Source organism: Vibrio sp. 2134-1, from assembly GCF_033339495.1.
Map to the genome: position 1 here is coordinate 108,411 of NZ_JAWOUS010000010.1, position 15,312 is coordinate 123,722.

9 protein-coding genes are annotated in these 15,312 nt (G+C 45.9%); 6 read left to right on the top strand and 3 right to left on the bottom strand.

Features of this window, described 5'->3' with window-relative positions:
- Nucleotides 1–148: 148 nt before the first annotated feature.
- From glgB to R7R78_RS13195, 3 genes are all read right to left on the bottom strand, one after another.
- Nucleotides 149–2,392: a 1,4-alpha-glucan branching protein GlgB gene (gene glgB / locus R7R78_RS13185; protein ID WP_170893975.1), complete on the bottom strand. Its 2,244-nt coding sequence runs from the start codon at nucleotides 2,390–2,392 to the stop codon at nucleotides 149–151.
- 232 nt (nucleotides 2,393–2,624) lie between these two features.
- Nucleotides 2,625–4,805, bottom strand: a complete 2,181-nt coding sequence (malQ, locus tag R7R78_RS13190) for a 4-alpha-glucanotransferase (RefSeq protein WP_005374838.1) — start codon at nucleotides 4,803–4,805, stop codon at nucleotides 2,625–2,627.
- Between the two features lie 117 nt (nucleotides 4,806–4,922).
- Entirely contained in the window at nucleotides 4,923–7,376 is a 2,454-nt protein-coding gene (locus tag R7R78_RS13195; RefSeq protein WP_005374836.1) for a glycogen/starch/alpha-glucan phosphorylase, read from the bottom strand.
- Nucleotides 7,377–8,110: 734 nt separating this feature from the next.
- Here R7R78_RS13195 and malT point away from each other — a divergent pair.
- The 6 genes from malT (at nucleotide 8,111) to rsgA (ending at nucleotide 15,258) form a co-directional block, all read left to right on the top strand.
- Nucleotides 8,111–10,819, top strand: coding sequence for an HTH-type transcriptional regulator MalT (malT, locus tag R7R78_RS13200; protein ID WP_225473755.1), 2,709 nt, complete (start codon nucleotides 8,111–8,113; stop codon nucleotides 10,817–10,819).
- A 578-nt stretch (nucleotides 10,820–11,397) separates the two neighbouring features.
- Complete coding sequence (locus R7R78_RS13205; protein ID WP_017820124.1) at nucleotides 11,398–12,315, top strand: DUF368 domain-containing protein; 918 nt, start codon at nucleotides 11,398–11,400, stop codon at nucleotides 12,313–12,315.
- Nucleotides 12,316–12,558: 243 nt separating this feature from the next.
- A complete protein-coding gene (locus R7R78_RS13210) occupies nucleotides 12,559–12,984 on the top strand; it encodes a hypothetical protein (RefSeq protein ID WP_017820123.1) in 426 nt (141 codons plus the stop codon).
- Between the two features lie 9 nt (nucleotides 12,985–12,993).
- Nucleotides 12,994–13,608 (top strand): SCO family protein, encoded by a 615-nt coding sequence (locus R7R78_RS13215; protein WP_017820122.1) that lies wholly within the window; start codon nucleotides 12,994–12,996, stop codon nucleotides 13,606–13,608.
- Nucleotides 13,598–13,906, top strand: a complete 309-nt coding sequence (locus R7R78_RS13220; protein ID WP_005384641.1) for a PTS transporter subunit EIIB — start codon at nucleotides 13,598–13,600, stop codon at nucleotides 13,904–13,906. Before R7R78_RS13215 ends, R7R78_RS13220 begins: the two co-directional genes overlap by 11 nt.
- A gap of 275 nt (nucleotides 13,907–14,181) precedes the next feature.
- On the top strand, nucleotides 14,182–15,258 hold the full coding sequence (gene rsgA, locus R7R78_RS13225; RefSeq protein WP_225473757.1) for a ribosome small subunit-dependent GTPase A: 1,077 nt from the start codon (nucleotides 14,182–14,184) through the stop codon (nucleotides 15,256–15,258).
- The last annotated feature ends 54 nt before the right edge of the window (nucleotides 15,259–15,312 follow it).

The window sequence follows — 15,312 nt, forward strand, 5'->3', positions numbered from 1 at the left end:
TAGTTCCCCAATGCATTAGCGATTGATGATAAACAAACCCGTGAGCTTGCCTGATTCAATCAAGAACAACAAGTTTTAGAGGTAAAAAATAGGTCAAAAAAAGCCCGATTTACAATGTAAAACGGGCTTAGAATTTGATTAGACTAAATTATTTGTGCAGCTTGTAGAACACGGTTGAAAGTGGAGGCAAACGAAGCTCAAGTGATTGAGGCAGTGATTCACTTTCAACTTTTTCCGTTTTCACACTGGTCAGCACTTTAAAATCGCTGCCGCCGTATTTGCTATCGTCTGTATTCAGTAGCAGTTCGTATTGACCTGCATTTGGAACGCCTAAACGAAAGCGCTCGTGTGGTACGGGCGTAAAGTTGGTGATGATCAGAATACGCTCACCTTCTTTACTAATACGCTCGTGCGCTAGGATGCTCGCATCCGCTTCGTCTTGTAGACGCCACTCAAAACCAGCAGGAACACAATCTTGATCGTGCATCGCCGCTTCATTGCGGTACAAGTGGTTCAAATCGCGCATCAGCTTTTGAACGCCTTGATGACGTTCGTATTCCAGCAAGAACCATTGCAACTGATCATCGTGGTTCCACTCCGCCGTTTGGCCGATTTCCGCGCCCATGAAGTTCAGCTTTTTGCCCGGTTGACCATACATATAACCGTAGTATGCTCGTAGGTTTGCGGTTTGCTGCCATTCATCGCCCGGCATCTTGTTGTGAATAGAGCCTTTGCCGTACACCACCTCGTCGTGAGAGAGAGACAAGACGTAGTTCTCGCTGTGCGCATAAACCAGCGGAAATGTGATGGTATTGTGGTGGTATTTGCGGTGAACAGGATCTTCTTTGATGTATGAAAGACTGTCGTGCATCCACCCCATATTCCACTTGAAGCCAAAGCCTAAACCACCCATAAAGGTTGGCGCAGACACACTCGGAAACGCCGTTGACTCTTCCGCAATCGTCATCGCATTCGGGAAGTGCTTGTACACTTCTTCGTTCATCCATTTTAAGGTTGCGATTGCGTCGTAGTTTTCGTTGCCACCATCAACGTTCGGGACCCACTGATCGTGGCTACGTGAATAATCGAGATAGAGCATCGATGCGACTGCGTCCACGCGAATGCCATCAATATGGAATTGTTCAAACCAGTACAGCGCATTCGACACAAGGAAGCGACGCACATGTTCACGGCCTAAATCGTAAATGTAGGAATTCCAATCTTGGTGCCAACCGCGACGTGGGTCCGGGTCGTGGAACAGCGGTGTGCCGTCAAAGTTTGCTAAACCGTGGTCATCCGATGGGAAATGCGCCGGAACCCAATCCAGCACCACACCGATACCAGCTTGGTGACACGCATCCACGAAGAATTTGAAATCATCCGGAGAGCCGTAACGGCTAGTTGGCGCAAATAAGCCAACGGGTTGATAGCCCCATGAACCATAGAATGGATGCTCAGACACAGGCATCAGCTCAACGTGGGTGTAGCCCATATCCACAAGGTATGGCACCAACTGCTCCGCGAGTTCGCGGTAGTTGAGGAAATCACCGTTCTCGTCGCGCTTCCATGATCCAGCATGCAGCTCATAAAACGATAACGCTTCATCACGCTTTTGTGTCACTGCGCGGTTTTGCCATTTCGCATCTTGCCATTGGTAACGCTTGTGATCGTAGGTGATGGATGCGAACGATGGGTATTGCTCAGAGTAGAAACCCCAAGGGTCTTGTTTGTGTGGCAGCCCTTCCCCATTTGGCCCTTTTAGCTCAAATTTGTACTGAACGCCTTCTTCTAAGCCAGGAATAAATAGGCCCCAGATACCGTAGTCTAGGCGTTGCATTGGATGACGACGGCCATCCCATTGGTTGAAGCAACCCACAAGGCTAACAGCAGATGCATGTGGTGCATAAACAAGGAAACGCACACCAGAGATGTTTTCACCGCCACGTTCTAGCGTGACAAAGTGTGCGCCCATGTAGTGATACATGTCTTTTGGCGTATGCAGATGCTCGTACTCTTGGTAGATATTGTGGTACTGGTACGGGTCATCAATAATTTGTTCAACACCATTCCAATCGACCGCTAAACGGTAGTGGGTCAGGTGTAAATCGCGTTGCTCTTTTAAGATGAAACCGCTGTCGCCATCACGCTCAAGCGCCACGCGAGGTTCACCATTAACAAGCAGTTCAACCTTGTTTGCGCCCGGCATCCAAACTCTCAGCGAAGCTTCGTCGTCAATGAATGGACCCAGCGCCGCAAATGGATCTGAGTAAGCCGCCTCAGCAAGCAGTTCGTATGCGCGTTCGTGTTGTTTCTTTATTTTCTTGGTTTTGGTGGTTTTCAAATCTTTCTCCCTAGAGCCAACATCCTTTTCAAGACCAGAGATCTGAATCAAACATCGGTTTCTCCACAGCCAACGTTGTGAACTCACAAAAAGACTCCGCTTCTCACGTTCGTTGCGTAAACGGCGTCAAAATACAAAAATGCCCGCTATTGTCGCGGGCATAATAACGGTACTTCATCCTAACGGATTGTGTTTTAGGAATGAGTGACCTAGACGGAACTTTCGTACCTCTGAGCTAACAAAATTGGTAATCAGCTCGTCCATCTACGTCACTCTAGGCATCTTACTTACTCGCCTGTGCGCGAACTTCAGTAAGGCGTTTAGAAATACGATTCACATCTTCACGGCTGAAGATTTCATCTAGGTTCATCGACAATTTACGACGCCAGTTTGGATACTCATCCACCGTACCAGGAATATTGACAGGTTGATCCATTTCTAGCCAGTCTTCAAGCTGAACGCTAAGCAGTGCAGAGTCACCCGCGGCTACGTGCAGTTGCAGCGCTTCGCTTAGGTATGAATCCATTGGCACGTACTGAGCATCATGACCAATGCCTTCTGGCAGATAGCCATGCCAGCGAACACTGTCTAGAATGCCTTGTTTGCACTTCAAGCGGTCAGCGAATAGGCCTTCCAACTGCTGCTCATCAGGGTACAGACCAATCTCACGCCCCATCTTCAAGTCATCACAGTGCCAGAAACCGCGTAGTGTTGGCATATCGTGCGTACACAGCGCAGCCATAGACTGCTCAGCGTAGTGCTTCGGAGAAATAAAACCGCCGTCGTCTTTTGATGTTTCGAAGAAGAAGACTTTGTACGAATGCACACCCGCATCACGAAGGATATCAACGATTTCATCAGGTACAGTACCCAAGTCTTCACCGATTACAGAACACTGATGACGGTGAGATTCCAACGCTAGGATTGCTAGCATGTCTTCAACTGGGTAGTACAGGTATGCGCCTTCTGTCGCTTTCTCGCCTTTTGGAATCCACCAAAGGCGAAGCAGGCCAAGTACGTGGTCGATACGCAATGCTCCACAATGCTTCATGTTAGCACGTAGCAATTTGATGTAAGCGTCGTAGCCAGTCGCTTCTAAAACCTGAGGGTTAAGCGGAGGCAGACCCCAGTTTTGGCCTAGTGGACCAAGTACATCTGGTGGTGCACCGATGCTTGCATCCAATACTAGCGCGCCTTCATCAGCCCATGTTTCACTACCAGAATCAGCAACACCAACCGCAAGGTCACGGTATAAACCCACAGCCATGCCTTTTTCTTCGGCTAGCGCTTGCGCTTCTTTGATTTGATCGTCTGCGATCCATTGCAGGTACATGTACAAGTGAACACGATCTTGGTTGTCCTTAATGTACTTCTGAGTACCAGCTGCGTCGAATGTGCGGTATTTCTCAGGGAATACAGGCCAACCCCACATGTTTGCATCTTCTGCATGTAAATCAGCATGAAGTGCATCGAATGCAGCTTGATGTAGCAAGCTGTCGCCGCCTTTTTCAACAAAGTCCAAGAAGGCACGAGCGCGATCGGTGTTCTTGTCTAAATGGCGAGCTTTAAACTCACTGAATAGTAGCGGAAGAACGCTCATTTTTAGTTGCGAAACTTCGGTGTAATTCACCCAATGAGAGTCTCGCGCTTTTTGTAAACGTTGTTGGAACTCTGCGCTACCAACACGCTGTTGTGCTTCTGCACTTAGCGCGAATTCAGGTACAGAGCTTACGTCGATGTACATGATGTTCAACCAACGACGAGAAGACGGGCTGTATGGGCTTGCCCCTTCTGGATTCGCAGGGAACAGCGAGTGAATAGGGTTCAAGCCAATGAAGTCACCGCCACGAGAGGCAATATCACTCACCAGTTGTTTTAGGTCGCCAAAATCACCGATGCCCCAGTTATGCTGAGTACGCAGTGTGTAAAGCTGGATACTAGGACCCCATAGCTTTTTGTGTTGGTTTAGATCGTCTTGTTTGAAACACGCTTTCGGCGTAATGATCAATGACATCTCGTAAGGTGTTTTACGACGCTTACGACTGATGATCAGTTTGTGATAACCCCAAGCCAAGTTCTTTGGCAATGCAAACACTAGAGGGCCACCCTCAGCACGCTCATCACGAACAATTTGGGACTGAAGATAGCCTTCAAGTACCTCTCCTTGTTCTGTTTCTAAACGCCAGCTGAATTCACTCTCACGAGCACTCGTACCTAGGTTTAGTTCCACTTCGACTGGTTCGCCGTCGCGTAAAACAAGAACAGGGGCTAGTACGTCTTTTTTATGTTTCTTTTCAGCAGAAGCCAGTAGTTTTTCATCACTGCTAGTATCGTAGCCAAGCGAAGCGAGCAAGCGGCGTAGCGTCTCCTCAGACACTTTAGCCTCATCTCCCCAAGCACTGACATAGCTATCAGCCAATCTCGCCATTTCCGCGACTTTCTTTAATGCTGTTTGTTCTTTCATCGCTTTCTCCGAAGGTAATACCAACACCTTCCATGTAGGGTTTTATTGTTATCAATAACTTCTTTTGGAAAATGACCAAAGGTAGCGCTTGGCTACCTTGGTCTTAACTAGGTTCTATTAGCGTTTCACCGCTTCAAGTTTCCAGATATTGTTCACGTAGTCTCGGATTGAGCGGTCTGACGTGAACTTGCCAACAAGGGCGGTATTAAGAATGGCCTTCTTCGCCCAGCCAGCTTGATCTTTATATTGTTCGCTCATGTCTTCGTGCGCTTTCACATACGATGCGAAGTCCGCAAGACATAGGTATGGGTCACCGCCATCCAGCAGGCTATCGTACGTTGCACGTAGTAGGCCCGGTTGACCTGGAGTGAATTCTTCACCCAGTAGTAGGTCCATGGACGCTTTGAGTAGGTGATCCGCGTTGTAGTAGTCAAATGGGTTATAACCTTGAGCTTTTAGCGCTTTCACACCTTCAACGTCTAGACCGAAGATGTAGATGTTCTCATCGCCCACTTCTTCACGAATTTCAACGTTCGCACCATCCATCGTACCGATAGTTAGGGCACCGTTTAGCGCCATCTTCATGTTACCTGTACCTGATGCTTCTTTACCCGCTAGCGAGATTTGTTGAGAAACGTCAGCCGCAGGGATAATGATTTCAGCCATGCTCACACGGTAGTCAGGGATGAATACCACTTTCAGCTTGTTACCGATGCGAGGATCGTTGTTCACCTTGTCTGCAATCTTGTTGATTGCGAAGATGATTTCTTTCGCTAGGTGGTAACCCGGTGCTGCTTTTGCTGCGAAGAACACAACGCGTGGCGTACACTCAAAACCTGGTTCATTAAGAATACGGTGGTACAGAGACAGTACGTGTAGCAAGTCTAGATGCTGACGTTTGTACTCGTGTAGACGCTTGATTTGAACATCGAAGATTGCATTAGTATCGAGCTCGATACCCATGTTCTCTTTCACCCAAGTTGCTAGGCGTTCTTTGTTCTCTTTCTTCACTGCCATGAATTCTTTTTGGAATGTCGCGTCAGTGGCGTACTTCGCAATACCTTCAAGTTGCTCTAGTTTCGCTGGCCATTCTGGGCCGACTTTCTCAGTGATAAGCTGAGACAGACCTGGGTTACAGAACTTCAACCAGCGACGTGGCGTAATACCGTTCGTTACGTTGTGTAGACGTGTCGGGTACATTTCGTGGAACTCTGGGAATAGGTCTTTCTTAACCAATTCAGAATGAAGTGCTGCTACACCGTTTACTGCGTAAGAGCCGATTACACATAGGTTTGCCATGCGAACCATGCGGTGGAAACCTTCTTCGATGATAGAAAGCTTCTGTTGCTTCGCGACATCACCCGGCCACATTGCACGTACGTCTTGTAGGAAGCGGTGGTTGATCTCGTAAATGATCTCCATATGACGTGGTAGCAGGTGCTGGATTAGCGACTCTGGCCATGTCTCTAGTGCTTCTGGAAGTAGCGTGTGGTTGGTGTACGCAAATGTCTTAGAGCTGATTTCCCAAGCCGCTTCCCAAGCTAAACCTTTTTCATCCATCAGGATGCGCATTAGTTCAGGAATCGCAATCGTTGGGTGCGTATCGTTAAGCTGGATAGTCTCTTGCTTAGGTAGATCCGCTAGCGAGTAGCCCGCAGCTTCGTGGCGACGTAGGATGTCACGTACAGACGCTGCTGAGTGGAAGTACTGCTGCATTAGACGCAGTGTTTTACCTTTCTCGTGGTTGTCGTTCGGGTAAAGCACTTTAGTGATGTTACCTGCGTCGATCAGTGCGTGCTGAGCTTCGAAGTAATCACCATTGTTAAAGCTTGCTAGTGAGAATGGTGCAATCGCCTGACATTCCCAAAGACGTAGCGGGTAAACCGTGTCTGATTCGTAACCCACAATTGGAAGATCCCAAGGCATTGCTCTTACTGTCATGCCTGGTACCCATTTGCGAACTTCTTTACCGTTCTCGTTAATCACTTCAACGTGACCGTAGAAACCGATCTCTTGCGCAAGTTCTGGACGCGCAATTTCCCAAGGGTAGCCTTCTACACCGCGCCAAGCGTCAGGTGCTTCTTGCTGGCGACCATCTTTGAATGACTGTTTAAATAGACCGTATTCGTAATGTAAACCATAGCCGACAGTTGGGAATTCTTGTGCCGCACATGAATCCATGAAACACGCAGCCAGACGACCAAGGCCACCATTACCCAATGATGGGTCGCGCTCTTCTTCTAGCAGATCAGTTAGGTTGTAACCCAGTTCAGCCATTGCTTCTGTTACTTGTTCGTACAGACCCATGCTGATTAGGTTGTTACCAGTCAAACGACCGATAAGGAATTCTAGCGAAAGGTAGTTAACGCTCTTCGCACTTTTAATGCGTGGATCTTCTTCTGTCGCAAGCAAATCTAGAGTAGTAAATTCAGCCAGAGCATGCCCCATTGCTAGGTACCATGCGCGGCTGTCTGCGTTTTCAATCGTATGAGCGTAAGTTACAGATAGGTGTTTCTTTACGCTTTCTTGGAACGACTTCTTGTCAAATTGTTTTTGTTGAGTAGGTTTCATTACGAAATTCTCACGTCTTTTGGTAATTCATCTGCCATACATCGTGCATTTACCTCTGTGAATAAACATCCTCCTAATTCTCATCCTTTGAAGGAGGAGGGCTGAGGGCGTAGAGGGGGTACCATTGCTAGGTTAGTGATCCAAATCTCAACAAAGTGAACTTTGCACCAGTTCTTAGTGATTTTGATCACAATGGAATGTGAGAAAGGTTAAAACCCGTTCATGACGCTTTTTATAGTCCACTCATCTGATGATGTGAAAATTGTAATATCGGTCACATTAACTCGGTCAGCGTAGAAGAACTTTTCGTAATCTATGTGCAACGCGATCTTAACGCTAACGAAACAAACGACATTTAAGTGACGACAATCACAAATAAAGGGCGTAGTTGATGGTAAATCCATCAACCCTTGAGAATTAGGAAGTGGATCAAAGTAACGAACATTTCTGATGTCGTAACATCCCTCTCAGCTCACAGGATTGTACGCTTTTTATACAAACTAGAATTAGGCGATGTGAGTTATTTCTAGTTTTCGCTAGCTTTTATATCTAAGTGACCGTATGGAATGGTTTTTCAGACGGACGCAAGCCCCAATAGTAGCGACATTATCCGGTATTCAAACAGTGTTTTTGATGCTGATGACATCATTCAGTAAGACGGCTTTCAAGGGGGCTTTACTAGAATGATCACGTTGCTGTCATTTGGGTATACATAAATAAGGACATAACTACTAATGTGGATTCCATCTAAGCTTACTCGACCAGGACGCCTGCACAATGCCATCGTGCGCCCACGAGTGTTGGACTTACTACAGCAAGCGCCTTACTACAAATTGGTTTTATTCCGATCCCCAGCAGGTTACGGAAAAACAACAATGGCAGCGCAGTGGCTATCCGATAAGCCAAACGTCGGTTGGTACAGCATTGATGACAGCGATAACGACGGCTTTCGCTTTGTAAACTATCTGCTTCAAGCATTAAACAAAGCCACCAACTTCAGTTGCGCTAACGCACAAAAACTGGCGGAAAAACGTCAGATCTCGTCTTTACGCTCCCTATTTAGCGAAGTATTCGCTGAAATGGCTGACTTTCATCAAGAATGCTACGTGGTGCTTGATGACTACCATTTAATCACGAATGATGAAATCCATGAATCCATGCGTTTCTTCTTAAAGCACATGCCAGACAACCTCACCGTTGTGGTAACCAGTCGTGCAGCGCCGCCTCTAGGCACTGCAAACTTACGTGTTCGTGATTTAATGATCGAAATTGGCAACGAGATGTTGGCGTTTGATACCGAAGAAACCACTCGCTTCTTTAACCAGCGTATCGCCGATGGTATTGATGAAGACATGGCGAACAGCCTAAGAACCTATGTTGAAGGTTGGCCATCGGCGATGCAGTTGATCGCATTACAAGCCCAACATCAAAACCGCACATTGGCGCAAACTGTAGAGTCGGTATCGCAGTTCAATCACGCGCACTTGTGGGATTACTTGGTCGAAGAAGTGTTTGACTTACTCGATCACGAAACTCGTCACTTTTTAATGCAAGTATCCGTGCTTGACCACTTCAATGATGAGCTAGTGTTTGCCCTTACCCAACGCGAAGACGCACTGGGAATGATTGAATCGCTTAACCGTTACGGCTTATTCATTTACCCGCTCGAAGGGGAACAGAACTGGTTCCGGTTCCATAACTTATTTGGCGAGTTTTTATCTCATGAGCGCCAAGCTCGTATTCCTCAGCAAGAAAAAGATCTCCACCGCAATGCTGCTATCGCTTGGTTACAGCAAAAAGCACCACACCAAGCGATTCATCATGCACAAAAATCGAATGATAAGGACTTAGTGGTAGAGATCCTAAACGAATTCGGCTGGAAGATGTTTAACCAAGGCGAACTCAGCACACTGGAAAGCTCAATTAACAAGTTGGACGATGATCTGTTGTTCAGCCACCCAAAACTTACGATGCTCCGAGCATGGTTGGCTCAAAGTCAGCATCGTTATAACCAAGTGGGCCACCTGCTTGAAGAAGCGGAAGAGGAACACAAAAAGCGTAACATTGCGTTAGATATTCATTATCAAGGTCAAGCAAACGCGTTGCTTGCTCAAGTGGCTATCAACAGTAACCAACCAGAAAAAGCTCTCGAATTAGCGGAGCTAGCGCTTAGCCAACTTGATAACACTATTTACCGTAGCCGAATTGTGGCGACTTCGGTTGTTGGTGAAGTTAACCACGTGCTAGGTAAACTAGACCGTGCTTTGCCGATGATGCAACAAACTGAAAAGCTAGCTCGTCAGTATCAAGTATATCACCAAGCGTTATGGGCAATATTGCAGCAAAGCGAGATTTTAATTGCACAAGGTTACGTGCAAGCTGCCTTTGAACTACAAGATTCCGCATTTCGTCTGATTGAAGATCAGCAGCTTCAGCATGTTCCTCTTCATGAATTTTTGCTGCGTATTCGCGCGCAAGTACTTTGGTGCTGGAACCGACTTGATGAAGCGGAAGAATGCGCGTACAAAGGTCTGCAAATTCTCGAAAACCATTCACCAAGCAAGCACTTACATAGCTATTCGATGTTGGCGCGTATTGCGATTGGACGCGGTGAATTAGACAAAGCCGGTAAATTCATTGAGCACATCCAACACTTGATGAAACAGTCGACTTACCACGTAGATTGGACTGCAAACGCTTCACTATCGTTGATTCTATTTTGGCAAGCGCGCGGGAATACCGATGCAATGCAAGAATGGCTCAACACTGCGGTTCGTCCTGAATCGGCATGCAACCACTTTTCTCAATTGCAATGGCGTAACATTGCCCGCGCCCACATTAACTTAGGCCAATATACCGACGCTCGTGCTGCGTTAGATTTCCTCCAAGGTGAAGCTCGTCGCACTAACCTAATCACAGATACTAATCGCAACTTAGTGGTTGAAGCGGTCCTTTCTGCTCGCCAAAAAGATGAGGAGCAAGCCAAGGCTCTGTTAAAAGAAGCATTAGTAATGACGAACCAAACTGGCATGGTCGGAAACTTCCTGATTGATGGTGCAACCATTGGCGGTCTGCTGGAGAAGTTGAGCCTCCGCCATGAACTGGGCGATCTTGAGCGTCACCGTGCTCAACAGTTAATGAAGGACATTTCATCGAATCAACGTAGCCGGTCAATTCACTTTGATGAAGACTTTATTGAAAAGTTGGTGAATCACCCTAATGTGCCAGAGCTAGTACGTACCAGCCCATTAACACAACGCGAATGGCAGGTTCTGGGACTGATTTATTCAGGCTTTAGTAACGAGCAAATCGCACAAGAGCTGGATGTGGCAGGTACGACAATTAAAACCCACATTCGCAACCTGTACCAAAAGCTTAATATTGCTAATCGTAAAGAAGCCATTGTGACAGCTGAAAATTTGCTAAAGTTAATGGGATACTGAACTGCTCGATAAACGGGTTAAAACGTAAAGTAAAACACAAGGGTTGACATAACACGTCAGCCCTTTTTTATGACTGACAGAAAGAGAAGTGCAATTTGCAAAGCACGTAAGTAACGTTGTTCATATAAAAAAATAGCCAACCGCAATAATCGCGATTGGCTTATATTTAGTGTGAACAAATTGTATTCACTAACAACGTCAGTTGGCTAGGTGACCCTCGGCTTAAGAAGGGTCGAGCAGTATTATGCATTAATCATGCCAAAAAGAAAAGACTTATTTTTGGGCACAAGATCTCATATAAGCTGGATTTATTCACGCGCAAATTATCAAAATGCAATTTTATAATGCAAATTGCAATTGCATAATGCAACCAAGATTGATAATTGATAGTAGAGTTAATCATCTCAAAAATGTAAACCAAGCATTAAAAGCTCGTTACGGCGGCATTGTCTCTTGGCGGGTAATAAAGATAGGCAATAGATTGGATATAAAACCAAGTAGTTACAGCACTATTTCATACTTTTTTCATCGCAATGTTTGTATACTCTCTGCCATCGAAACGACTTAGCATTAGAGCAATGAACTACTTAATTACTTTCTTCAAGGGAATCGCCATGGGTGCAGCAGATGTTGTACCTGGTGTATCTGGCGGCACCATCGCGTTTATCACTGGTATTTACGATACGCTGCTTGAAAGCATTCGACGCATTAACCCCTCACTTTTCTCTATCTGGCGAAAAGAAGGGTTTAAAGCCGCGTTTAATCACATCAACGGATTCTTCCTTATCGCTCTGTTTGCCGGCATTTTCACCAGTATTGCAACGCTAGCAAAGTTGATTACTTGGCTTCTTGACACACACCCGATCCCACTTTGGTCATTTTTCTTTGGTCTGATTTTGGTCTCTGTGTATCACATTATTCGTCAGGTTGAGCAACGCGATCTTGTCCGCTTTGTCATTCTGCTCGTTGGTGTCGGGTTTGCTTATAGTATTACTGTGCTCAAACCTTTACACATGGAACCAACGGCCATTAACACCTTATTCGCTGGAGCTATCGCGATTTGTGCGATGATCTTGCCGGGTATCTCTGGCAGTTTTATTTTGCTGCTGATTGGCATGTATGCTCCTGTATTAGCCGCAGTGAAAGGTTTTCAAGTCGATACATTAGCGCTATTTTTGTCTGGCTGCGTGATCGGTTTACTGTCCTTCTCTCACTTATTGTCGTGGTTACTACGCAAGTTCCGTGATTTCACCCTGATGTTTTTGACTGGATTAATGATTGGTACGTTGCCAAAGATTTGGCCATGGAAAGAAACCATCACTTGGCGCACCAATTCGAAGGGCGAACAAGTGCCATTGCTACAGCACAACCTATCACCATTTGAATTTGAACACGTGACATCACAACCTTCTCAGTTAGTACTTGCTGTCGTAATGATGCTTGCAGCCATTGCTCTGGTTTTGGGTCTAGAGAAATTCGCAGATTCAGATAAATAACTTTGGTATCAAACACATACTGAACCAAATAAAAACGGAGCCAATTGGCTCCGTTTTTATCTATTGGCTAAGGGCAAAACATCTCAATTGAAAACTCTGCTGTATTTGATGCAATAAAGTCCGTCGCGTTACTAGGAAGCTGGTCACCGAGGTATAACGCACAATTTACCGAGGTCACGAGTTGGCGAGCGGCGCATCTGTGCTACGATGCTCGTAATGTTAAGTGATAAATGCTGAACCTTCATGAAAGTGTTACAAATCGCCGCTGTTTCAGCCGCATTAGTTGCGGGATTTTATGCCCCGACTCTAATAAAAAGCTTTTCTTCTTCCACTCAAAGCAAGTCAATAGATGAATACTGCTTTCTCTCTACAACCTCTTGCGTCCAAGAAAATGTTACGATGACACTAAACTCAGAAACTGCTCAACCCTTGGTTCCTACCACTCTAAATGTTGAGTGGCATACAAGCGATGCTAAGCAACTCATCCTAAGTCTTTCAGGAAGAGAAATGGAGATGGGTGAGCCTAAGTTTTTGCTGAAGCAAATCGCTCCTGGCCAATATCAAGGTGACATCATTCTCCCGGTTTGCACGGAGGATGCGATGACTTGGGTTGGTGAACTCAGTGATGGAGAGAATACCGTTTACCCTGCTATAAAAATGCAAAGATAAGGAATCGTTATGAGCCGCAATTGGTCCCTATTTCTCGTAGCTGCTTTCGCACTCGGGTTTGGCGTAAAGAGCTATTTAGATAATCAGAACACGAAGCCAGAGCTAGTGGACAGTTCCACCTCTCAACAAACGGTATTGTTTGGGGAAAATAACCAAGCCGTCAATATCTTCGATGTGAATGACCCTCGCATCCGAGTTGTCTATTTTGGCTTTACTCGCTGCCCAGACGTTTGCCCAACTTCTCTTGCAATGCTGGCAGGGGCACTGAATCAAATTGACGACGCGCAAAAAGCACAACTACGCCCGATGTTCATTTCTTTAGACCCAGAGCGTGATGAGGCCGATGCATCAGCAAAATATGCCCATTACTTCCATCCAATGATTGAAGGCCTATCGGCACCACTTGATGTAACGACACCTTTGGCACACAACTATGGTGTCATTTTCCGTAAGACAGAATTGGAAGGCTCGGAACTAAAGTACACGCTGGATCATAGCTCTTACTTTTACTTCTTGAAGCCGGATGGCACGTTAATCACTAAAGTACCGCATACACTCTCACCGGCACCGATTGTTGAAGCCATTTCAAAACTAACGACCGAAGGCTCTTCAAATGACGGTTAAGTCAGTGCTGAAGCAATTTTTCAATTTCCTAACTCATACCAACCCCAATGTCGAACAAGACGTCGATACGATCATTGACGCCATTGGGGGCATAGAGAACCTGCTAGAAACTGGTGCATGTGCGACTCGGCTGCGCCTTACCCTCAGAGCGACGTCCGTCATCGATAAGAACGCACTCAAAAATCATGGCGCGCATGGCGTCGTGATATTGGATGATCGTCATGTCCAAATCATATACGGCTTAAAAGCCAACACGTATTCGCAGATTATGGAAGAGCGCATCACAAAACAAAGTTAATATTTTTGCAGTATAGCTACCCTCTTTAAAAAACGGCGGCTATACTCTTTTGGCTTAATTAACTCACTTATTTATTAACCAACGAAGAGGACACAAGATGATTGTATTGAATAACACTAACTGGGCATCGCAAGGGTAACCCTAACAGCACCAACTCTGTGGCATAGCCACAACTCCCCTTCTCTGCCCGGTCTTCACCGGGGTCAACTCTATCCGAATTAGACCCTAATGCGATTTGTATTAAGGCGCTTTGTTGCGTCTGGGATAATTCAATAATGAATCAAACACATACTTTTTGTGACACATTAGTTTCAACTTCAAACCCTCTAAAACAATTGGGTTGGAAACCATTTTTTCAGCAACAACTGACATTAGACGATTACGACAACACTATCTTTGCTCGTGTAATTGCGCATCACCGAAGTGGTTATTTATTGGCAACAGAAACTGGGCAAGTTCATCTTAATACCCACCATTCTTTACCCAATATGACCGTCGGAGACTGGGTAATCTTAAATGAAGATCAGCAATTTGTTCGCTTACTGGATCGCTTGAGCCTCTTTAGCCGCAAAGCCGCTGGCAGCAAAGTGGCAGAGCAACTCATCGCAGCCAATGTGGATACAGTGTTTATCGTGTGTTCCCTTAACGACGACTTCAATTTAAGTCGTATTGAACGTTATCTTGCCTTGGCTCATGAAGCCGAAGTCGAACCCGTCATCGTGCTTTCCAAAGCCGATTTGTGTGACAATACTGATGAACTAAAAAGCCAAGTACAGAAGCTCGACCCTCTATTAGCTATAGAGACAGTCAACGGCTTAGAAATAGAGAGTGCTTCTAAACTCATGACCTGGTGCAAAGAAGGACAAACCCTCGCTTTTATCGGTTCTTCAGGCGTTGGCAAATCAACTCTTGTTAATGCATTACTCGGGCAACAAGAACAGGCAACTGGGCATATTCGTGAAGACGATAGCAAAGGGCGACATACAACTACATCGCGCTCTATCCATCTATTACCTGATGGCGGCATCTTGATTGATACTCCGGGAATGCGCGAGCTTCAACTAGTAGATTGTGAATCGGGGGTCAGTGAGGCATTTTCTGACATTGAGGCTCTCGCTCAGCGTTGTCGCTTTGGTGATTGCCAGCATCAAACTGAGCCGGGTTGCGCAATTCAAACTGCGATTGAAAATGGCAAACTGGAAGTTCGTCGTTTCAATAACTATCAAAAACTATTGCGAGAACAAGCCTTTAACGGTGCGACTTTGGCAGAGCAACGAGCTCAAAGTCGACAATTCGGGAAACTCACTCGAAATGCCATGAGTGATAAGCGCAGGCGCCAACAAAGTTATTAATTTGTTGCGTTTGAGTTGTCAATAAAATCAAAGGAGACGAAAGTCTCCTTTTTA